15 protein-coding genes are annotated in these 22,832 nt (G+C 39.3%); 8 read left to right on the top strand and 7 right to left on the bottom strand.

Annotated features, from left to right (window positions below):
• Positions 1-22: 22 nt before the first annotated feature.
• Positions 23-3,037, bottom strand: a complete 3,015-nt coding sequence (locus HPC41_RS08935; RefSeq protein WP_172393689.1) for a TAT-variant-translocated molybdopterin oxidoreductase — start codon at positions 3,035-3,037, stop codon at positions 23-25.
• A 37-nt stretch (positions 3,038-3,074) separates the two neighbouring features.
• Positions 3,075-4,337: a cytochrome c3 family protein gene (locus HPC41_RS08930; protein ID WP_172393688.1), complete on the bottom strand. Its 1,263-nt coding sequence runs from the start codon at positions 4,335-4,337 to the stop codon at positions 3,075-3,077.
• Between the two features lie 391 nt (positions 4,338-4,728).
• On the opposite strand from HPC41_RS08930, the gene HPC41_RS08925 reads away from it, so the two are divergent.
• Entirely contained in the window at positions 4,729-5,142 is a 414-nt protein-coding gene (locus tag HPC41_RS08925; RefSeq protein ID WP_246250555.1) for a methionine-R-sulfoxide reductase, read from the top strand.
• On the opposite strand, the gene HPC41_RS08920 is transcribed toward HPC41_RS08925, so the two are convergent.
• Positions 5,132-6,142: a LacI family DNA-binding transcriptional regulator gene (locus HPC41_RS08920; protein WP_172393686.1), complete on the bottom strand. Its 1,011-nt coding sequence runs from the start codon at positions 6,140-6,142 to the stop codon at positions 5,132-5,134. The two genes, HPC41_RS08925 and HPC41_RS08920, sit on opposite strands and share 11 nt — an antisense overlap.
• A gap of 142 nt (positions 6,143-6,284) precedes the next feature.
• Between HPC41_RS08920 and HPC41_RS08915 the strand changes: the two genes are divergently transcribed.
• Positions 6,285-8,567 carry a GH92 family glycosyl hydrolase gene (locus tag HPC41_RS08915; protein ID WP_172393685.1) on the top strand — a complete coding sequence of 761 codons (2,283 nt, stop codon included), beginning with the start codon at positions 6,285-6,287 and terminating at the stop codon, positions 8,565-8,567.
• Positions 8,568-8,644: 77 nt separating this feature from the next.
• Positions 8,645-8,971 carry a DUF493 domain-containing protein gene (locus HPC41_RS08910; protein WP_172393684.1) on the top strand — a complete coding sequence of 109 codons (327 nt, stop codon included), beginning with the start codon at positions 8,645-8,647 and terminating at the stop codon, positions 8,969-8,971.
• 38 nt (positions 8,972-9,009) lie between these two features.
• On the opposite strand, the gene HPC41_RS08905 is transcribed toward HPC41_RS08910, so the two are convergent.
• Entirely contained in the window at positions 9,010-9,465 is a 456-nt protein-coding gene (locus HPC41_RS08905; protein WP_172393683.1) for a hypothetical protein, read from the bottom strand.
• 92 nt (positions 9,466-9,557) lie between these two features.
• Positions 9,558-11,744: a polyribonucleotide nucleotidyltransferase gene (gene pnp, locus HPC41_RS08900; protein ID WP_172393682.1), complete on the bottom strand. Its 2,187-nt coding sequence runs from the start codon at positions 11,742-11,744 to the stop codon at positions 9,558-9,560.
• Positions 11,745-12,539: 795 nt separating this feature from the next.
• Here pnp and HPC41_RS08895 point away from each other — a divergent pair.
• Positions 12,540-13,199, top strand: coding sequence for a DUF6266 family protein (locus HPC41_RS08895; RefSeq protein WP_172393681.1), 660 nt, complete (start codon positions 12,540-12,542; stop codon positions 13,197-13,199).
• A 117-nt stretch (positions 13,200-13,316) separates the two neighbouring features.
• Here the strand turns inward: HPC41_RS08895 and rpsO are convergent, their stop codons facing one another.
• Both rpsO and HPC41_RS08885 read right to left on the bottom strand, forming a co-directional pair.
• Entirely contained in the window at positions 13,317-13,595 is a 279-nt protein-coding gene (gene rpsO, locus HPC41_RS08890) for a 30S ribosomal protein S15 (RefSeq protein ID WP_104385015.1), read from the bottom strand.
• 101 nt (positions 13,596-13,696) lie between these two features.
• A complete protein-coding gene (locus HPC41_RS08885; RefSeq protein WP_246250511.1) occupies positions 13,697-14,911 on the bottom strand; it encodes an acyltransferase family protein in 1,215 nt (404 codons plus the stop codon).
• 249 nt (positions 14,912-15,160) lie between these two features.
• Between HPC41_RS08885 and HPC41_RS08880 the strand changes: the two genes are divergently transcribed.
• The 4 genes from HPC41_RS08880 to HPC41_RS08865 all read left to right on the top strand — a co-directional run bounded on the left by HPC41_RS08880 (position 15,161) and on the right by HPC41_RS08865 (position 22,815).
• Complete coding sequence (locus HPC41_RS08880) at positions 15,161-16,357, top strand: ROK family protein (protein ID WP_246250509.1); 1,197 nt, start codon at positions 15,161-15,163, stop codon at positions 16,355-16,357.
• Between the two features lie 132 nt (positions 16,358-16,489).
• Complete coding sequence (locus HPC41_RS08875) at positions 16,490-19,714, top strand: SusC/RagA family TonB-linked outer membrane protein (RefSeq protein WP_172393679.1); 3,225 nt, start codon at positions 16,490-16,492, stop codon at positions 19,712-19,714.
• 12 nt (positions 19,715-19,726) lie between these two features.
• Positions 19,727-21,307: a SusD/RagB family nutrient-binding outer membrane lipoprotein gene (locus HPC41_RS08870; protein ID WP_172393678.1), complete on the top strand. Its 1,581-nt coding sequence runs from the start codon at positions 19,727-19,729 to the stop codon at positions 21,305-21,307.
• Between the two features lie 71 nt (positions 21,308-21,378).
• Positions 21,379-22,815, top strand: a complete 1,437-nt coding sequence (locus HPC41_RS08865; RefSeq protein ID WP_172393677.1) for an alpha-L-fucosidase — start codon at positions 21,379-21,381, stop codon at positions 22,813-22,815.
• Positions 22,816-22,832: the final 17 nt, after the last annotated feature.

Genomic DNA, 22,832 nt, shown 5'->3' with positions numbered 1-22,832 from the left:
TTATTTCAAATATTGTACAAGATTACGCCTCAAAAGTGTTTCTAACTTTTGTCATATAACCGATACCCGGTTGAACATTGATTTCCTCAAGTACGTAATAAACACGCTCATTGCGCAATGCTTTGGATACTTCCGATTCTGGATCATTGGCGTCACCAAAGATGATTGCATTTGCCGAACATGCTTGTTGACAAGCCATCTTGATATCGCCATCTTTCACTTTGCGATTTTCAATCTTCGCTTGCAATTTACCACCTTGGATACGTTGGATACACATTGAACATTTTTCCATTACCCCACGTGAACGAGTTACGACATCTGGATTCAACACCAATTGTGTGAACTCATTGTTCAAGTAGTTGTCAAAACGTGAATCATTCCAGTAAGCAAACCAGTTGAAACGACGTACTTTGAATGGACAGTTATTCGCACAGTAACGTGTACCAAAACAACGGTTGTAAGCCATGTGGTTCAAACCTTCTGAAGAGTGTACTGTTGCCAATACCGGACAAACCGTTTCACAAGGAGCGTGACCACAGTGCTGACACAACATTGGTTGGTGAACAACAGTGATATCTTCGAAATCCAATTCAGCCGAAGCTTTCGCAATTTCTTTCTCTTTTGTAAGATCTTGATCTTTGCCTTCGATTGTATAGTAACGGTCAATACGTAACCAGTGCATCTCACGACGACGACGAACCTCGTCACGACCTACAACAGGGATGTTATTCTCTACGTTACAAGCTACGATACAAGCACCACAACCTGTACATGCGTTCAAGTCGATCGCCATCACCCATTTGTGCCCTGGTTGCTCATATTTGTTCCACAGATCGTAGGTTTTGTGATTATCTGTAAAGCGTCCCGCTTCAGAGTTAGGATCTTTCAAATATTTCGCAAACGTAGTCTCACGAATCACGTTACGACCTTCGATTGTGTGGTGTGTTTGTGTTTGTGCCAATTGGTAAGTTCCGGAAGCTTTCGCTACAGTTGCTTTTGCAACACCTTGAACAGTACCGTTGATAATAGAAGCAAATGGGAATGCGTTCTTACCAACTTCATTACCTGCTTTACCAACTTTCGTACGGCCATAACCTACAGCAACTGAAACGGTTCCCTGTGCTTGACCTGGTTGTTGAACAACTGGTAATTCTAATTCAACACCATTTGCTTTTACCGTTACTTTACCATCTTCACCCAAACCTAGTTTTTCAGCATCTTTAGGATTTAGGGCAGCGTAGTTGTCCCAAGTTACCTTAGATACTGGATCAGGCAATTCCTGTAAGTAAGCATTGTTTGCATAACGACCATCGCGAAGAGCAGAAGGTTCGTAAAGTTTCAATTCAAACTCGCCAGTGATTGCTTTGCTCGAAGCTTCGATAGCAGAAGCGGCAGCAGCAGCATTTCCTGTAAAAGCAGGAGCAGTTGCAGCTTTAGCACCTTTATATTCAAAACCAGTTTGCAATACAGCATCCCAGTTTTTCGTAGAACCAGCTAAGATTTGTGTAGACCACAAGTTCTTAACGAAGTTGTACATATCTGTTGTGTTTCCTGCCCAAGTCAACAAGCTTTGTTCAACTTGACGTGTTTGGAAGACAGGATTGATTGTTGGTTGAACGATTGAATACAAACCTTCCTTCGGATTTGCATCACCCCAAGACTCTAAGAAAGTACTTGCAGGCGCGATCGCTGTCAACTCCGATGCTGTCTCATCAGCACGTTGCGAGAAAGAGAGCGTGAAAGGAATTTGTTTCAATGCAGCTTTTACATCATCCGCTTTGAAGTAATCATATACAGGGTTGCTGTTCAAGAAGAACGCTACACCCACTTGACCGCCTTTTGCAGCAGCTAAGAAAGCTTGGAAAGACGAATCCGAACCTTGGTATTGTTTAGAATAATTATCTAAATCAATGATTGTACCGTAAGCGCCCAATGCGACGTTGATCGCATTGACCAATACCTGAACATTCACATCGTTTGAACCAGCAACAACTACGGCAGCACCTTTGCTGTTCAGCAATTCTTTTGCCGCTAGCGCTACACCTTTTTGTGCTTTTTTGTTTGCAGTCGCACCAGCCAGTGATTGACCAGTGATTGCATTATATAAAGCAATCAAAGTTGCACCTTCTTCTGAAGGTTTAATAGCGATACGTGCATCTGCATTTGTACCTGTCATCGAAAGACCGGATTCAAATTGTACGTGACGTGACATTTTGCCATTTTTCAATGATTTGTAGTCACGGTTTTTAGCGTATTGTTGTGTATGTTCTTCACCTGCCAACCAAGTTCCTAAGAAATCAGCAGCAACTGAAACAATGATATTTGCTTTATCAAAATTGTATGAAGGAACTACAGCTTTACCAAAAGAAGCTTTATTAGCTTCGATAATACCACTGTAGGAAACAGCATCGTATTGTACATGGTTAACTGTCGGGAATTTCGTTGCGAAAGCAGCGATTGCTGCCAAAGTTGAAGGACTATTTACTGTATTCGAAACGATCGTAATTTGTTTACCAGAAGATGCTGCCGCAGTTAATGCTTTAACAACTTCCCCATCCAATTTAGACCATTCTACATCTTGACCTTTCAATTGCGCTTGTTTCAGTTTAGACTCATCGTATAAATCCAATACCGAAGCAGCCGTAGTTGAATCCAAACCTTGGTTCAAACCAATTGCGTTCGGGTTAGGCTCAACATTGATTGGACGACCTTCACGCGTTTTAACCAAGATACTTTGACCATTGAATGTCGAAGCATAGTAGTTAGGGATACCTGGAGTTACCTCTTCAGGCTTAATCAAATAAGGAACTGCCTTATGCACAGGAGTACGGTTACAAGCCGCTAAAGAAACAGCACCCAAACCAAAACCTAATGCTTTCAAGAAGTCACGGCGAGGAGTTTTTGTACTCAGGCCAGCTTCGTTTAATACATCTTCTACAGGAATAGATTCGGCAAACTCACCCTTGCTTCCCTCAACGAAAGCAGGAGTTTGATTTAACTCTTCCAAACCTTTCCAATATTTTTTATTGCTATCCATTTAAGCTGTATATAAGATTGCGTATTTCAAATAATTATTAATAGTGACATTTACCACACTCAAGACCACCGATCATGGCTGCAGTCATTTTTTCACCTTTCTTAATTCTCTCGTGTGCCTTGATCAGATCTTCATAATATTTATTATCTGATTTGATATCCGTCTTTTTGTGACAGTCCACGCACCATTTCATCGTCAATGGAGAGTATTGATATACCTCTTCCATATTTTGGATCGGTCCGTGACAAGTCTGACACTCTACTCCTGCGACCACAACGTGTTGTGAGTGATTGAAGTAAGCAAAATCAGGCAAGTTGTGGATACGAACCCATTGAATTGGCTTTGGATTATTACCATAAGTACGTGTCTCAGGATTCCAGTCTAACGCACGGTAGATCTTCGCGATTTCCGGAGAAATATCACCATTGTAATGCTCAGAAGCAGTGACTGTGTTGTGACAGTTCATACATACGTTAGCCGATGGTATAGACGCATTTTTCGATTTAAATGCACCACCGTGACAGTATTGACACTCAATTTTATTTACACCAGCGTGAATTTGGTGCGAGAACTTGATTGGCTGAACAGGCTTATAACCTTCGTGAACACCGACGTTCCACATCGTTTTCCAACCACCTACTGCCAACAAAGCAACAAGCATCAACACGGTGAACCCAACCAATTTTTTGTTTTTAACGAATGCTTTCGCAAACTTCACAAAACGCTGACTGTCTTCAGGTTCCTCTTGCGCAGCAATCGCTTCCTGATTCTTAGCAATAACATTTTCTAAGGTACGGATCACACGGTTCAAGACCACGATCACAACAACCGCTAAAATAACAACCGCGATCAAGCCCAAAATCATGAACATAGATGCATTGTCATCTTTTGCAGCCGCAGTACCACCCGGACCGTCTTTCGGTTTTTCCTTAGACGCGTCAGTGATGTAAGCCAATACGGATTTAATCTGATCGTCAGATAGATCCGTAAAAGAAGTCATCACAGACTTGTTGTACTCTTCAAAGATCTTAACCGCTTCGGCATCACCAGAAGCAATTAAAGCTTGAGAGTTACGAATCCACTTGATTAACCAAGCTTCATCTTTAGTCTCCGGAATTCCTTTCAACGCAGGTCCAACAACTTTTCTGTCGATTGCGTGACAGGATGTACACTTAGATTTGAAGATTTTTTCACCTTCCTTGACATCTTGCGCATGCAACGTCGTAACGGCAAATAATAGCATCAAACTCGTTGACACCACCCTCGCAAGGCTTCCCAAAACGGATGAGATAGTTCTCATATTTAGCACTTTATACTATTTATTTGTGAATGTAAAAAATTAACTCCCATGGTTAAAGGAGCCACTACCCCCTTAACAATGCCACAAAAGTATGATTTATTAATAAATCGCTGACAATTTTGTGACCTTTAATATCAATTTATAATCATTCTAAACAATTGCGTTTAAACCACCGTGAAATCACTATTATAGTAAAAAGTAGTTCTTTTGCTACAACTTTTCATTACGACATTCAATCAAATATAAGACATTACCATGACAATTTAAAATAGCTGAATACCAGGCCTATTTAAGGTCAGAAAAAACACTATTTCATATTAATTCCGTAACTTTATAGGGATCAAAATCCGATACTATCGCTAACGTAACAGCATCCTGCTCGCAGCTTTAGCTGTCAGGAAGAAGAACACAAACAGAAAACAAAATGGAAACCAATAAAAAACACAACCCGTTAAGCAAAGAAGAGGAATATGTGATTGTCCACAAAGGGACGGAGCGTCCTTTTACGGGAGCACTTTTGGACAATAAAGTGAAAGGAACCTACATTTGTAGGCGTTGCGACAGTCCACTGTACCGTTCGGAATCAAAATTCGAATCTGGCTGTGGATGGCCGAGCTTTGACGACGAGATCCCTGGCGCTATTACTAAAATTACAGATGCGGATGGTCGTCGTACAGAAATACTCTGCAGCGAATGTGGCGCGCATCTGGGGCATGTTTTTCTCGGAGAAGGCTTCACAGCGAAAAACACACGCCATTGCGTCAACTCGATTTCGATGAAATTCGTTGCGGATACTACAGCGTAACCTTTGCTTTAGTCGACTCACGAATTTTCAATTCACAAGGCAACACCATCTTACGTGTTGCTTTTATTTTGCCCTGTAGCCGAAGTAAAAGTATATTGATCAGATTTTCTGCGATCTCCTTGATCGGCTGAGAGACAACAGTGATGGAGGGCTCCAGCAATTTAAAAACAGTATGATCATCGAAGGCAATCATAGCAGGCATAACAAAATTATATTTCTTTGATGCTTTCAAACCAGAAATTGCTAGATAATTGGTTGAAAATAGCACAGCATCCAAGCGATTCTCACAGATAAAGTCTTTCAGGGAGTCCATTGCCTCCTCATCCGACGCATCCATTTGAACTTTCTGAATGAAGCTTTGCTGCTTATTGTTATCCATCGCCTTCAGGTAACCATCCGAGCGTTCTTTCATCTGCGTCTGGTCAGAATATAAGGACACAAAGCCAATACGTTTATATCCTTGCTGACACAGATGACTGGTGGCGTCAAAGGCTCCCTGAAAATTGTCCGCCCCTACATAATCTGTTTCCAAGCTTGGAAAATAGCGATCAAAGAGAACAACGGGTATATTACTTTGCTGCAATTGTTTAACAGTATCTTCCAAACCATCTGATGGTGTAATAATAAAACCATCGACCTGACGGTCGTAAAACATCTGAATTAACTCCCTCGCCTTGTCTACATCGTTGTTTGTACTACAATAGATAATACGGTATCCCTGCTCGTAAACCTTGCTTTCAATCAGGCGGGCGATATTTCCAAAAAATGGGTTCGAGATATCTTCGATAATCAGTCCCAAAATCTTGGTTTTTCCGGTACGCAAGCTTTTTGCCAACTCATTCGGCTTATACCCTACTTTCTTGACATAATCCAATACGCGCTTGGTCAGCGCTTCACTGATACGCTTCTCTTTCGCCTTGTCATTCAAAATAAAGGAGACTGTAGTTACAGAAATTCCCAATGCCTTTGCTATATCACTGATCAGAATACGTTTCTTCATGTAGAGTAGGTTTGTTAAGTTTTATTTCGAAGATTACTAAAGTAAAAAATTTAACGACAATTTACTAAAATAATAATAAAATTGCGCTAAAAGGTTTTATTTACTAATTTTAGGCAGTTTCAAACACCCGAATACAACACCTATGACAGGAAATAAACTTATCACAACAGTGTTGGGCACGCTAATTTTACCATTTTGCGTTCAAGCTCAACAAAATTTAACACAATATGTCAATCCCTTTATTGGCTCAGCGGACCACGGACACGTCTTTGTCGGAGCCAATGTACCTTTAGGTGCAGTACAGCTTGGACCAACTCAGATACCACAGGTTTGGGACAAATTCAATGGTTGGGATTGGTGCAGTGGATACAATTACAAAAGTCAGGAAATATTAGGTTTTACACATACGCATCTGAGTGGAACAGGTATTGGCGATCTAAATGATCTTATGATTGTTCCAGCGAATGGCAAGCTACAATTAATGCCAGCAGAATTCAACAAAATGAATACGGGCTATGGTTCATCTTTCAAAAAAGAAAATGAAATCGCTAAACCCGGATTCTACAGTGTGTATCTGGATGACTATAACGTCCAGGCGAATCTAACAGCAACGGAACGTGTCGGTTATCATCAATACCGTTACGAAAAAACAGACAATGCACATATTTTGGTCGATCTAGGCTATCATATCAACTGGGATAAACCAACAGATACTTATATTAAACAAATAAACGATTCCACGTTCGTTGGTTACCGCTTTTCTACCGGCTGGGCAACTGATCAAAAACTATACTTCGCCATAAGAACTTCGCAGCCTATTCAGAAAGTTCGATTTTTTGATGGCAAAGAAGAAAAACTTGGTCAGACCACGTTTAAGGGACAAGCAATCAAAGCGGCGCTTTTCTTCGATGCAGCTAAAAATAAAAACATTGAACTGAAAGTTGGTATTTCGCCAGTCAGCTCCACCAATGCGTTAAATAATATTCATGCCGAGATTTCGGGCTGGAATTTTGAAAAAGTAAAACAAGAAGCAGATCTACGCTGGAACAAGACCTTAAACAAAATCCAGTTTGAAGCAGATAAGGATACTAAAACAATCTTTTACACAGCGCTATACCATACTTACTTCGCGCCCACGATTTTCAACGATGCAAATGGGGATTATATGGGTACCGATAAACAAGTATACGAAAAACAAGATTTTGTCAATCACACCGTATTCTCCTTATGGGATACCTATCGCGGGCTTCATCCTTTGATGACCATCCTTGAGGACCGTAAGATCAATCAGGATTTTATCAAGACAATGCTTGCCATCTATCAGCAGCAGGGAAAATTACCGATGTGGCATCTGCAGGGTAATGAAACCAATACAATGGTTGGCCTGCCAGCTATTCCGGTGATTGCTGATGCATTCTTAAAAGGAATCATTGACGAGAAAGATTATCCTTTAGTATGGGAAGCGGTCAAGACCACAGCAATGGGCAATGATCACGGCCTAAAATACGCGCGTGACCTGACCTATATCCCTATTGACAGCATGCCGAACGAATCGGTCGCTTGGGCACTGGAATATGCCATCGCTGATTTTGGTGCTTATAAAATAGCAGAGAAACTTGGTAAAATCGAAGATGCTGCCTATTTCAAAAAACGCTATAAACTTTACGAGCAATACTTTGATAAAGAAGTTGGCCACTTTGTCGGCAGAAAAGCTAATGGCGACTTCCGCCGTCCCTTTGACCCGCTAATGGCCAAGCACCGTGAAAACGATTACTGTGAAGGTAATGCATGGCAATACACTTGGTTGGTACCGCAGGATGTGACAGGCTTGATCAATCTTTTTGGTGGTGAACAACAATTTTTGAAAAAATTGGACTACTTTACAACAATGTCCTCGGATTTGGGCGGTGAAGCTTCACCAGATATCTCGGGGTTGATCGGGCAATATGCGCAAGGCAACGAGCCCAATCACCATATCCCTTATTTGTATGCGTATGCAGGACAACCATGGAAAGGTGCAGCTTTAGCGCGTAAAGCGATGACTGAGTTTTACACAAATACGCCAGCAGGGCTCTGTGGGAATGATGACGTCGGGCAAATGAGCGCATGGTACGTCTTTTCAGCGATGGGGTTCTACCCGTTGAATGCGATGAGTGGAGTTTATGTATTTGGTTCACCGATGATGGAACATGCTAACGTTAATTTACCAAATGGTAAAACCCTAGCAATTAACGTTAAAAACCAAGGCAAAGCAAACCAATACATCAAATCCATTAAATTAGATGGAAAGCCTTATACAAAGACTTTTATTACGCATGCACAGTTATTGCAAGGTGGTCAAATGGAAATTGAAATGAGCGCAACACCAAATAAGAATTTTGGAAAAAACAAAGCAGATAGACCAGCTAGTATTGACAATAATTAACTGAAAAATTGTCAGTAAAACATTCATGGATTAATATTTGTTAATACCTTAGTATATAAATTAAAGGAGAACAAAAAATGGCAGATTACAAAAACATCAATATACAAGACATCCCTGATGGTGGCGAGAATCCAAAAGACTTCTATGAAACTTTCAAAGAAAGATTAGAAGATTTGGAAACCTTCCCAAAAGACTATACCTATAAGTTTATCTTACCAAAGGATCAGGATCATTTCAATCAGATTCAACATGTATTTGATGATACTGATGCACGCTTTGATTTCAAGGATTCCAAAACAGGTAAATACACCTCAATTACGGTCAGTCTAAATGTAAAAGATGCAGATCAAGTCATTTACTTCTACAAAGAAGTAGCCAAAATAAAAGGTGTTATTATGCTATAAAAACTAAACCAGGCTGTCGAAATGACAGCCTGGTTTGTTTATGGTTCAAGAAGTTCCTGCTTGACCAAATCGCCTTGAACAACCAGCTCTTCCAACTTTACCTTATCAAACAATTCTTTCGGAACTTTGAGCTTCAAAAGATAACATATTGGGCGCCCCGATTGAATCCCCGGACTCCATCTTTTTTGCCTTCTTAGAAAATCAAGTAGAACGAGATCTTTAGAACCTTTTCCCCTGTCCATTAGCGCCCCGTTTTTTGTGACGAGTACCTCAAATATATGATCAGCATGGATTGCTTTGTCCAACCGGCCTTCACGCTTAGCTTCGTTTAGATAGTTTAGCCAACGGATCTTAAAGCTATTCATTCCCTCATTCGGTACAAGAAAAATATCCACGGCCGTATAGATATGGCTTGTATCAGCATTTTTTGGCACCTGCGCCACAACTGGCCGATATAATACCGATAAAAATAGAAAACAATATATTCGGACCATAATTAAAAGTATAGCACCAAGTTAATCAAATTTAGCGCACAAAAAAAAGCCCGCTATTAAGCAGGCTTTTTCTATTTAGTTAAAGAACAAGCTTATTCCTGACCGGCACCAGCTACCGGAGCTTCGCCATTCGGGGTATCTTGTTTTGGTTTATCTTCTCTTGGAGGACGAGGCAATAAAGCTTTACGAGAAAGTTTCATTTTACCTTGTTTGTCAATATCCAATAATTTAACCGTTACTTTATCACCTTCTTTGAAGATACCGTCCATTGTTTCAAGGCGTTTCCAATCGATCTCAGAGATGTGCAATAAACCATCTTTACCCGGCATAATCTCTACGAATGCACCAAATGGCATAATAGATTTAACTTTACCCTCATAAGTTTCACCAATTTCAGGTTTAGAAGCAATCGCTTTGATACGGCCAACAGCATCATCAATCGCGGCTTTATTATCAGCAAATACCTGAACAACACCTTTATTGTCAACCTCCTCGATAGAGATTGTTGCACCAGTCTCACGTTGCATTTCTTGGATAATTTTGCCACCTGGGCCGATTACAGCACCAATAAACTCTTTATCGATCAACAATTGAACAATACGAGGCGCATGTGGTTTGTAGTCTTCACGAGGTGCAGAAATAGTTTTCGTCATTTCACCTAAGATATGCAAACGTGCTTCTTTAGCTTGGTCCAAAGCTTGTGTCAACACTTCCCATTTCAAACCATTGATTTTTAAGTCCATCTGACAAGCAACGATACCTTTTTCAGTACCAGTTACCTTAAAGTCCATATCACCTAAGTGGTCTTCATCACCCAAGATATCTGATAAAATCGCATATTTACCAGTTTTCTCATCAGAGATCAATCCCATTGCGATACCAGATACTGGAGCTTTTAATTTCACACCAGCATCCAAAAGAGCCAATGTACCGGCACATACTGTTGCCATAGAAGACGAACCATTAGATTCCAAAATATCGGAAACCACACGGATCGTATAAGGATTTTCACTATCTGCAGGCAAAACCTGTTTCAATGAACGCATCGCTAAGTTACCATGACCAACTTCACGACGGCCAGGACCTCTGTTTGGTCTTACTTCACCTGTAGAGAACGCAGGGAAGTTATAGTGAAGGATAAATTTGTTATAACCATTGATGAAAGCACCATCAATCATTTGCTCATCGTCTTTAGCACCTAAAGTAACCGAAGTCAACGCTTGGGTCTCACCACGTGTAAATACAGCAGAACCGTGTGCCGCTGGCAAGTAATCCACTTCAGACCAGATCGGACGTACGGTACGCACATCACGGCCATCCAAACGCATACCTTCATCCAAAACCAGATTACGGACAGCATCATACTGAACATCATGGAAATATTTTTTGAATAAGAATGCGGTATCATCATCCAGCTCCTCAGGCATTGTCGCTCTGAATTCTTCCGCAATTTTTGCAAAGTTCTCCGAACGTTCATGTTTTGCAGAAGCCGATTTTGCAATTGCGTATACTTTGTCATAAGTAGCAGCAAAAATAGCATCTCTCAATTCAAGGTTTTCAGGTTCGTGATTATATTCACGTTTTACTGTTTTACCAACTAAATTAGCTAATTCCACCTGAGCAGCTACTTGCTTTTTGATTGCTTCGTGTGCAAAAGCGATCGCTTCAACCATTTCAGCTTCTGAAATTTCCTTCGCTTCACCTTCCACCATACCGATATCCTGAGCCGAACCGGCAACGATAAATTCTAAAGTTGCATTTTCAAGCTCTGATAATTTTGGGTTGATGACCAATTGACCATCAATTTTCGCTACACGAACTTCTGAGATAGGACCATTGAAAGGAATATCAGATACTGCAATTGCAGCAGATGCCGCTAAGCCTGCTAAAGCATCAGGCATAATATCTTTATCTGCAGAAATCAAGCTGATGGCAACTTGTGTATCTGCGTGATAGTTTTCAGGGAATAATGGACGTAATGCACGATCTACCAAACGAGAAATCAATACTTCATAGTCTGATAATCTAGCCTCACGGCGTAAGAAACCACCTGGGATACGGCCAGTAGCCGCATATTTTTCTTGATAATCTACTGAAAGTGGTAAAAAATCAACACCGGATTTAGCTTCTTTAGCAGAAACGACGGTTGCTAGCAACATCGTATCACCTTGTTTTAACACTACAGCTCCATCAGCCTGTTTTGCCAATTTTCCTGTAGACAATTCGATTTGGGTGCCATTACCCATATCGATGGTTGTTTTAATTTCGTTGTAATTCATTTAATCTTGTTTTTGACACGCTTTTCATCTTGTTGGCAGCGGGCCTATATTTTAAATACGTTAGATTTCAGCACAAAGGTAAATTAAAATATTAAGATTAATGCAATTAACATCAGGCTAAATAAGCAAAGATAACACTTAGACCACAGGGAAGTGAAGCATCCGACGTCATTGTTTGGAAATCTGGGGCCAAATCACAAATGAAATCCATAATTGCAATTCAGAATTAAATTTAGCAGGTCAGCTTTTATTTACAGAAATAATAAAAAAGAACCAAAACACATTCATGAGAATTGGTTCTTTCTCATTCGATTCAATAAAGCTTCAAAATTTTATTTGGTATCAATCTATTAAAATCGACTTTTGATACGCCTCTATTTTTTTGAACATTTTCCGAATAACAACGACCAATCCAGAAAAGATTGGGCCATAGGTACTTCTAATTTTGTTTAGATCATTTGGAGGTTAACCCTATCAACAGATTAAGTTATCAAGCCAGAAATTGTGATTTTAAATTTGGGTATTTCCGTTACACAAGCCTAGCTCCTTCCCTTTTTTCCTCTTTTAATTTTTAGGGGACAGCATTAAGATCAAACGGTGATCAAATTTTAACTTTAAACAGTACTTGTTCAGTGTTTGTTCAGTGCTTACTCAGTGATCATTCAGTATCGATTGAATAATTAATGACTTATCACTGTCTAAATATTGAGTGAACGTTATGATTAGGCAGGATTTGGTATTAGGATATTTCGGTTTTAATATTTATCTTGATTATCTATTTCTAATCAGTTAGTTATGGCAATCATCAAAAATGGCGTTAATGGAACTGTTTCCGGGAAAGCAGGTTCCGTTGTGTTTGTGTTGACGAAAACAGGAAATTATGTACGCTCTCTTCCTCGCGTTAAAAAAAGGGAGCCCACTCCTGAACAGCTGCTCAGTAGAACACGCTTCAAAATTGTGAGGTCGCATATTAGCCTATTAAATCCGATCATCAAGATAGGTTATAAGGCGTATAGCTATCCAAAGCGGGCATACGATGTCGCCATGTCTTATAATCTGAACGAAGCACTTATCCAGAAAGAAGACGGTTTTATGGTTGACTGGCAGAAATTTATGATTGCCAAAGGAAGCCCCAACCCCATCACTTCCTATACGATGGATTTAGATCAAGAAAACGGAGTGCTTCAGGTTACTTGGGAATATGATGCCTATCTGGAGAAAAAATTTGACACAAGGTCTTACGATTCCTTCTTAATCCTGTATAGCGCAGCGGATAGTAGGGTTGAATATCCACTTTTGATGAACGAATCGAAAAATAGCTTAATAGCTGGCAAACAAGACATTAATATTCCTGAACATCGAAAGGTAACGACTTATGAAGTGTATATATTTTTTATAGAGAGCTATGGTGGGGGTAATACAGACAGTCTGCACTTGGGCAAGATAGAAGTTTGACTACAGCTATTAATGACACGGTCATATATGTGTGATACCTAAAACGAGATATTTCATAAAAACTAAAAAAGCCATCCAAAATCTGGATGGCTTTCTTAAAAACCTTTGTACAAAAGCTTATTTGATGATATCACGTAAACCTAGACCTTTGATGATCGCACGGTAACGGTTAATATCAGTTTTGTAAAGATAAGCCAATAATGAACGACGTTTACCTACCAACATTTGTAGGGCACGTTGTGTACCGAAATCTTTTCTGTTTTTTTTCAAATGCTCAGTTAAGTGAGCGATTCTCTTAGTGAATAAAGCAACTTGACCTTCTGTAGATCCAGTGTTAGTAGCTGATCCAGCAAATTCTGCGAAGATCTCAGCTTTGTACTCTTTACTTAAATACATTTCTTGAATAATATTAAAGCGTTAAAAAATTTATTAATTGCGTGCAAAGGTAGTGTTTTTTTTGAGATGAACAAATTTAGCTCCTAACTTATTCAATTCCACTACACTTTTACATATATTTTCTTCTTGTCAAGCCAGTAACAAATCACCCACATGAGTGTCAGAAAGCACAACGAATAGACAAAAGAACCAACTTCAGGGATACCAGGTACTTCGGCACAGACATATTTATAAAACCAACCGAAAGCATCTATATATTTTTGTGATCCATCCTCCTTTAATCCATCCGGGATGCGGAACAACCCCAACAAACGTGGTAAAATTCCGCTCAACACAAATATAAACAAAGGATTCTTGCCAAAAACATCAAAAAATTGAGTCAATTTATTTTTGACGCCCTGCACTTCTATAAACCAGATCATACCGCCAAGAGTCATTGTAGCAAGCCCTGTTGTATAAAGGACATACGAACTTGTCCAGATCTTTTTGTTGATCGGAAAACCAAGTGCCCAGATCCAAGCCAAAACCAAAAGGATAAAACCTGTAACAAACATCCCAGACAACAACTTAAAATGAGGCTCGTTTGAAGCAGATACTTTAGACCATAGCCAATCCACCTGGCCTTGCTTTTTGATAAATACGCCGACCAAATAGCCAAATACAACCTGTACAATTGCAGGCAAGGTACTCATCAATCCTTCTGGATCAAAGGGAACGCCCTCCCCTTTGTAGATATGGGGAACCCCTAATATAGCGATATCGTATTTTGTTCCAAACCAGCCTTCCAGGCTATAGGGGTCAGCACCTCCAGCTATTGCACAAACAGCCCAGTATAAGAATAAAATACCTGCAGAAATCCAGATAATTGCTCTTTCTTTAAAATAATAGGCTAATATAGACGCAAAACAATACGCGATTGCAATGCGTTGCAATACACCAAGAATGCGAATTCCCCGACTCGGGTCGCTCGCATCTACCCATTGTTTAAAGACCAATACTGCCCCTTCCCATTTAACGAAAGGCCACCAGTTTATGAAAAGACCAATTGCAAAAATCAAGACAGTACGTTTAAGTACTTTTTTCCAGAAAACTGCTGGACCGGCTTCCTGCAATCTAGGAATTACGAAAGACATTGCGTTACCTACTGCAAATAGAAAAAATGGAAAAACCAAGTCTGTTGGCGAACAGCCATGCCAGGCTGCATGTTTAAGCGGAGCAAACATATGCGCCCATGTACCCGGATTGTTCACCATAATCATCAGTGCTACAGTTGCCCCACGAAACACATCTAAGGAATAATAACGTTGTTTCATCATAAATTAAGTGATTAGTTCGTAAATATAGGCATTACCCAATTCATTTTTATGCGTAATATTTATAAAAATTGCATAAACAGGACAAAAACTCTGACGAATAGAATTGTTACAATAAACCATGTTCATACTGATTTTAGATAAAAAAAACCATACTTTTTAAAAAACTTTAAAAAGTATTTGGAACTTGGATTTTTTTTAACATATCTTTAACAATAGTTTAACCAGCTTTTATAAATGTCTCGGCTACCGATGGAAAAAGAATTATTGAAAAACCTTTATTTTGATGCAACTCTGTCAACTGCTGATTTTGTAAAAAAACTGGCAAAAAGTACTCCTTCAATTACAAAGGTTATCAATCGTCTGTTAGATGAAAATATTATTGTTGAATGTGGATTTGCAGAATCCACAGGCGGAAGGCGTCCTATCCAGTTTGCACTCAATCCTGATTTGGATTTCTATATTCTAACTATTTCAGCTGATCAGTATTTTTCTACGTTTACAATCACAAATTTAAACCAAATTATTATTTCCGAACATAGAGATATCTCTTTGGAATTAAAATGTAGCAATTCCGCCAATTTACTTTTGGCAGAAATTGAAAAAATTTTGGCTTCCACTCCTATTAATAGAAATAGGCTAATTGGAATCGGTTTAAGTATGCCCGGCTTTGTCAACTCTGAATTAGGAGTTAACGAATCATATCCTATTAGTCACCATCTATATGGAATAAAAAACACAATAGAAAAAAAATACGGCATCCCTACTGTCATAGAAAATGATTCACGTTGTATAGCGCTTGCAGAAAAGGAATTCGGTTTGGCAAAAAACATCGAAAACTCTTTAATTATCAATCTAAATTGGGGTGTAGGACTGGGAATCATTATTAATGGAGCAGTTTTCAAAGGAGAGTCGGGTTTTGCAGGAGAATTTAGCCATATTCCACTTTCTGATAACAATACGCTATGCTCTTGTGGCAAGCGAGGTTGCTTAGAGGTAGAGGCCTCGCTAAATGCGGCTATCAGAAATACAGAAAACGATATCAAAAAAAATGAATATTCAATCTATAGCACCTTTGTTAACAGTAATTTAAACAAAATTGATGCTTTGATTGAAGCATCTAATGTGGGAGATCAAATTGCCATAAACAATCTTGGAAAGATAGGTTACATGCTAGGAAAAGGTATATCAACCTTAATTCATATCCTAAACCCAAAACAGATTATTGTTAGTGGCAGAGGCGCGGAGCTTGGCCGCATTTTGAATCCTCAAATACAAATTGCAATCAATGAATTCTGTATTCCTGAAATTGCAAAAACAACCAATATACAAATGTCTGCGTTAAACAAATATGCTCAGATCAAAGGCACTGCTGCCATTGTAGTTGAAAGACATATCAATAGCATTCTAACTAAAAATCATCAACATAAAAAACTTATCAATGAATAATATTACAAAAAGAATAAGGCTTAGTATATCCAGCTTCTATAAGAATGTACTGCTGTTTAGCAGACGGCCTTTGTTATCTAATAATTCATACACATATAATTAACTAAACATATTACACAAATACCTAAAAACATGAGTCTATTTTACAAAAAAACTGCAGGACTGGCCTTGTGTACACTCTTTAGTGCTACATCGCTCTACGCGCAGCAAAGCATTACTGGAATAGTTTCAGATGCTAACGGACCTATCTCCGGTGCAACTGTTTCTGTAAAGGGAACAACTAGAGGTACACAAACAGGAACCAATGGATCTTTTACAATTCAAGCCTCACAGGGCGAAACATTACGTGTTTCTATCGTTGGATACAAAGCTCAAGAGATTGTCGTTGGATCCACAAAAACAATTAACATCAAATTGACTGAAGATGCTTCCGCATTAGACGAAGTCGTAGTAACCGCAATGGGCATTAAACGGGAGTCAAAAGCCTTAGGTTACGCCGTTAGTACAATCAAAGCGGAAGAACTTACCAAAGCAGGAAACACAAACTTTGGTTCTGCACTATATGGTAAAGTTGCTGGTCTAAAAATTACAACAGCGCCCGGAGGAGCCTCCAGCGCTGTAAACGTTCAAATCCGCGGTATTAACTCCTTAAATTATCAACGGCAACCACTATATGTTGTAGATGGTGTAATTATTCGTAATGATGAGCAATACGGAACTAAAGGTGCCAACAATAATAACTATTGGGACGACCAACGTATCCGAGGTAATGGTATGTTAGATATTAATCCCGCGGATATTGAGAGCATGTCTGTTTTAAAAGGATCTGCAGCAAGTGCATTATACGGCTCTGATGCAGCAAGTGGCGTTATCGTCATCACGACAAAAAAAGGAATTAAAGGAAGAGGATTAGGCATTGATTTTAATTACAACGGTTCTATAGAACGTGCAGCATTCTTACCAAAATTTCAAAATATCTATGGTCCAGGTTACGACGCAGCTACCAATTTAGCCAATGGCGCCACAGAAGAAGGTTGGATTATCGATGCAAAATCACCATCGGGAAGACGCCCATACTTTCGCTCCTACGGTAACTTTGGGCCCAAATTTACAGGTGAAGAAGTAAGCTGGTGGGATGGTACAACCAAAAAATACGAAGCTCGGAAAAACAACTACAAGGAGGTTTTCGACAATGGCTACAATTCCAACATCAACTTTGCCATTTCCAACCAAACTGACAAAGTGAATTATCGTTTGAGTGGTACACGCATGGATTACAAAAGTACAAGTCCAGGTTCAAAACAAAGCAGAAATACCTTCAACCTAAATAGTACGGTGAAGATGCACGAAAAATTGTCATTGGATCTCGTGGCTAACTATACCAACACACAAACACATAATCGATCGCAATTACTTGGACAAGTATTAGGTTCATATGATGGTTTCTTTAGCCGCACCGAAGACATGTCGGCTTTAAAGAAAATGTATCAAACTTCCGATGGCTATAAATATTCTGCTTTCGGAACTGGCCGAGACGAAGATCTTAAGTATACCATACGCCCCTATAATTTGTTGAACTATTTCTGGTCTCAATATAAAAACAGCTACGACGAAACAGAAAATCGTTTATTAACAAGTGCTACTTTGAATTGGGAGGTCGTAGACCACCTTAAATTAAGAGGTCGTATCGGTAATGATTTTACCTCAGCAGCCATCACAAATAAACAATACAACGAGTATGCAACGCGCTATAATTCGACAACAAATAGTTCTGGCGGATTCAGTACTTCAAAGGGGCTATATTCTATATTGTATGGTGATGTATTAGCAACTTATGCCAACAAAATAAATAGTGATTGGGATTATAGTGTAAGTGCCGGCTTTCAATCTAGGGAAGAAAACTATGACGATCAATCGTCTACTACACAAAGTGGACTTGTAAAAGAAAATTGGTTTAGCATCAGCAATAGCTATGCCCCAGCAACAACAACTAATGATCGTAAGAAAAAAATAAAGTATGCCTATTTCGGAATGGCCAATATTGGTTATAAAGGATTTGCTTATTTAGATGGTACTTATCGCTCGGAATATTCTTCCACCATGCCTCCAGGGAACAACAACTATAAATATGGTTCGGTAAGCGGAAGTTTTATTTTTAGTGATGCCTTGGGTATAAAGTCTGAAAAATTCAATTTCGGTAAATTACGGGTATCTTATGGTATTGTCGGAAATGATGCAGGAATATATGCTGCTACTATTGCGAACATTCAAACTCCTCTAGCTACAATCAATGGGTCTGTGCCTTCCCTAACATACAGTTCGAAGTATGGCAACTTAGCACTTATGCCGGAGATGAAATATGAATGGGAGTATGGTTTGGAACTAAAATTTCTAAAAAACAGATTAGGGTTAGATATCAGCTATTATGACAACTACATCGATAAACAAATTATAGATTTAACAAAAGCAGCATCTGTAGGAGCTACTCTTCAAGCAGACAATATAGGCCGTATCTCCAATAATGGTTTAGAAGTTTCATTAACTGGGACACCTATTCAGCGTGAAAATTTCAGTTGGAATACACGTCTAAACTATTCATTCAATAGAACAATGGTGGATAAATTAAATAGCGGCGGAGACATGCTAACGTTCTACAGTGCGGATGAAAACTCCCTAAAAGTTGTGGCCGAAGTTGGTAAAAAATTAGGTAACATTTATGTTTATGACATTGCTAAAGACGAACAAGGAAATAATCTGATTTCAAATGAAGGTTATTATGTCATTGATAAAACAAAGTACAAATATGTCGGTAATATATTACCCAAAGCAATTGGTGGTATGACCAATACATTCAACTATAAGAATATTTCATTGGATTTCACTGTAGATTATCGTTTCGGCGGTAAAATGGTGTCTGAAAACCAAAAATACGCTATGGGAACCGGTGCTTATGAAAACACCTTGGAGTACAGAGAGACGGGTGTTACATTGGATGGGGTAAATCAGAATACTGGTGCGAAAAATGATGTACATCTGAGCGCAGCAGATTATTACATGAATACCTTCGCTTGGGGTGCGGATTCATGGACTGAAAAAGGAGCTGTATACGACAACTCATTTATTAAAATGCGGGAACTATCTGTTAGTTACCGGATTCCATCTTCCGTTACGCAGAAACTCAAATTGAATAACGTCAGAGTATCGCTACTGGGTAGAAATCTATTTTACTTCTATAGAACACTTAAAAATATTGATCCAGAATCACCCGTTGGTAATCAATGGTGGTCACAAGGTGTAGATGTAGGCTCCAATGCTGCAACAAGAAGTTTTGGATTTTCATTGAATGCTAACTTTTAACCGTAATTAATCATGAATAAATCATTTTATATACTATTAATCTTAACGCTATCTACCTTTGGTTTTACAGGGTGTAAAACAGAATTGGAAGATGCGTTTAACAATCCTGATCAAACCACGGAAGCCAGTATTCCTGGCTTTTTTACCGATTTGTTAAATAACGATAGAGTTCGCCCATCATATTGGCATTACAGAACATTTATTCTATCAAATCAAGCAATATACACCCAAACATCGTCTTTTATACCAAGCAATACGATGTACCAGCCAAATGATAGCTATTCCTATGGCTATTGGACAGATTTCTATGCGCCAGGCGTACTAGGTGTTTATCGAAAAATGGAGGCCGCTTATGCCGCATTAAGCACAGAAAATCAAGCTAAAGAAGAAATTTTCCTGCAGGCTGGTAAAGTCGTGATGTACGATGAAGCATCAAAACTCATCGACAATTATGGAGATATTCCATTTTCAGAAGCAGGAAGCTTACCATTAACAGGTATTTCTAAACAAGCAAAATTTGATAATCAAAAAGAGCTATATTATTCTTTTATAGATAATTTAAAAGCGATTAACACGTATTTTAGCAACGCAGCAACTAACGGTGACTTTTCAAAATTTGACATTTTAAATAGCGGTGGTATTGACAAATGGAGAAGGTATACCAACTCGCTGCGGTTACGCTTACTCATGCGCATTTCAAATGTCGATGAAAGTAAAGCTAAAACGGAAGTTTTAGAAATGTTGAATAATCCCACTACATACCCACTAGTAGATGGATCAGCTAATGCGAACTATTTGCCTGGAACTACTGACATTCTGCTGCAACCGTTAACAACATACACAGAAACATTGCGTCAAGCTTTAACAGAAGGAAATAATCAATATGCAACTGACTATATGTTGAATAAGACGATGAAACCTGCTAATGACCCACGTATCCCTGTATTTTACGATAAATTCGGTGTAACTAAAGATAATGTATTTACCCCAAATAAGGAGTATAATGCGATGCCTATTACCTTCACAGAAAATGACATCTTAACAAATTACCAAAAATATGCCGTATTGGACTCGGCGACATTCTTTGATAATGCAAAACTACCAGGTATAGTCGCAACAGCTTCTGAGACTAACTTTGCTAAAGCTGAGGCTTATCTGAGATGGGGAAGTGATAGTGATGCAAAAGCTGCTTATGATCTAGCACTTAAGCAGTCTGTTACGTTTTATTACTACCTGAATAATTTAAATACATCAGGCCTGAAAACAGAGACAAAACCATCTGATGTTGTGATCGCTAATTTCGTTGAAAATTCAACGGCAAAATATGCTGGAACTTCAACGGCAAAATTAGAATTGATTTTAACGCAAAAATGGCTTCATTATGGATTCTTACAAGCGCAGCATGCTTGGTCTGAATACAGAAGAACTGGGTATCCTAAAATCACAATATTGACAGCCGGAGCAGCGAATTATTCTACTCTTCCATTAAGATTTTTATATCCTACCGGAGAGATCTCAGTTAATTCCGAAAATTACGAAGCTGTTCGATCCAAAGACACACGAACAACCAAAATCTTCTGGGACGTTAATTAATCGACACTACATCTCCTACAGAAAGCCACCTTCAAGTGGCTTTCTTTTTATCATTTTCATTATATTTATACATGCAAAAACTGACAACTATTATATCCACCGCACTCTTGGCTACGACCACTACTTTAATCTTTGGTCAAGCGCACAATGTGTCGGGTGGCTATCAAAAACCTACCGATCCACAGGTGATCGAAAACCTCGAACAATGGCAGGACATGAAATTTGGTCTTTTCATGCACTGGGGAACCTATAGTCAGTGGGGAATCGTGGAAAGCTGGAGCTTATGCCCCGAAGATGAAGGCTGGACACAACGCAAGCCTGAACATGGCGCAACTTACAACGAATACGTAAAGAACTACGAAAATCTACAAACAACATTCAACCCCACAGATTTCAACCCGCAAAAATGGTCCGATGCCGCCAAAGCTGCTGGCATGAAATATGTCGTCTTTACGACCAAACATCACGATGGTTTCGCGATGTTTGACACCAAAGAATCCGATTACAAAATCACATCCAGCAAAACACCTTTCTCCTCCAATCCAAAGGCAAACGTCACCAAGGAAATCTTCAACACCTTCCGCAACGACGGTTTCAAAATTGGTGCATATTTTTCAAAACCGGATTGGCATACAGATTATTACTGGTGGAATTATTTCCCACCAAAAGATCGCAATGTAAACTACGATCCTAAAAAACATCCTGAGCGTTGGGAAAAATTCAAAAACTATACCTACAACCAGATCAACGAGCTCACTTCCGAATATGGAAAGGTCGATATCTTATGGTTAGACGGTGGCTGGGTACGTCCTTTCAAAACGATCGATCAGTCCGTCGACTGGCAAAAAACCATTAAAGTTGAACAAGATATTGACATGGACCGCATTGGTGGCATGGCCCGAAAAAATCAACCCGGAATCATTGTTGTCGATCGCACCGTTCCCGGAAACTGGGAAAATTATGTCACGCCGGAGCAGGCCGTACCCGAGCATCCATTGGATATCCCTTGGGAAAGCTGCATTACCATGGGAGATTCTTTTAGCTATGTGCCCAATGATAATTACAAACCAACAAAGAAGATCGTCGAAACCCTCGTCAAGATTATTTCTCGTGGCGGAAACTATCTGCTCAATATCGCCCCCGGCCCCAAAGGGGATTACGATCAAGCCGCATATGATCGTTTAAACGAACTGGCTGCTTGGATGAAGATCAATCAGAATGCCGTGTATGCAACACGTACCGTCGCACCTTATCATCAAGGTGATTACTATTATACCAGAAGTAAGGACAGTAAAATCGTCAATGTATTTCATCTTTCTGAAGGTGACACTTATCAGCAACCGAATGAATATGTCTTTCAGGTGCCCGACAATTTTAAGGTGAAAAAAATCACAATTTTGGGCCATAAAGGTCGCTTGGACTGGTCACAACGTGACAATCAGATCACCTTGAGAAGTCCAGGTACAAGATTTAACTATTCCACCGCAATCCAATTGCAAAGCAAATAATAAAAAAGCAGCTGGAC

The sequence above is a fragment of the Sphingobacterium prati genome (assembly GCF_013167215.1).
Taxonomy (GTDB): domain Bacteria; phylum Bacteroidota; class Bacteroidia; order Sphingobacteriales; family Sphingobacteriaceae; genus Sphingobacterium; species Sphingobacterium prati.
This window is presented reverse-complemented; position numbering and strand designations above follow the sequence as displayed.

Excerpts from the sequence above, each read along its gene's own strand:
- HPC41_RS08935 (WP_172393689.1), bottom strand. The coding sequence starts at position 3,037 with ATGGATAGCAATAAAAAATATTGGAAAGGTTTGGAAGAGTTAAATCAA.
- HPC41_RS08930 (WP_172393688.1), bottom strand. The coding sequence starts at position 4,337 with ATGAGAACTATCTCATCCGTTTTGGGAAGCCTTGCGAGGGTGGTGTCA.
- HPC41_RS08920 (WP_172393686.1), bottom strand. The coding sequence starts at position 6,142 with ATGAAGAAACGTATTCTGATCAGTGATATAGCAAAGGCATTGGGAATT.
- HPC41_RS08915 (WP_172393685.1), top strand. The coding sequence starts at position 6,285 with ATGACAGGAAATAAACTTATCACAACAGTGTTGGGCACGCTAATTTTA.
- HPC41_RS08910 (WP_172393684.1), top strand. The coding sequence starts at position 8,645 with ATGGCAGATTACAAAAACATCAATATACAAGACATCCCTGATGGTGGC.
- HPC41_RS08905 (WP_172393683.1), bottom strand. The coding sequence starts at position 9,465 with ATGGTCCGAATATATTGTTTTCTATTTTTATCGGTATTATATCGGCCA.
- pnp (WP_172393682.1), bottom strand. The coding sequence starts at position 11,744 with ATGAATTACAACGAAATTAAAACAACCATCGATATGGGTAATGGCACC.
- HPC41_RS08895 (WP_172393681.1), top strand. The coding sequence starts at position 12,540 with ATGGCAATCATCAAAAATGGCGTTAATGGAACTGTTTCCGGGAAAGCA.
- rpsO (WP_104385015.1), bottom strand. The coding sequence starts at position 13,595 with ATGTATTTAAGTAAAGAGTACAAAGCTGAGATCTTCGCAGAATTTGCT.
- HPC41_RS08885 (WP_246250511.1), bottom strand. The coding sequence starts at position 14,911 with ATGATGAAACAACGTTATTATTCCTTAGATGTGTTTCGTGGGGCAACT.
- HPC41_RS08880 (WP_246250509.1), top strand. The coding sequence starts at position 15,161 with ATGGAAAAAGAATTATTGAAAAACCTTTATTTTGATGCAACTCTGTCA.
- HPC41_RS08875 (WP_172393679.1), top strand. The coding sequence starts at position 16,490 with ATGAGTCTATTTTACAAAAAAACTGCAGGACTGGCCTTGTGTACACTC.
- HPC41_RS08870 (WP_172393678.1), top strand. The coding sequence starts at position 19,727 with ATGAATAAATCATTTTATATACTATTAATCTTAACGCTATCTACCTTT.
- HPC41_RS08865 (WP_172393677.1), top strand. The coding sequence starts at position 21,379 with ATGCAAAAACTGACAACTATTATATCCACCGCACTCTTGGCTACGACC.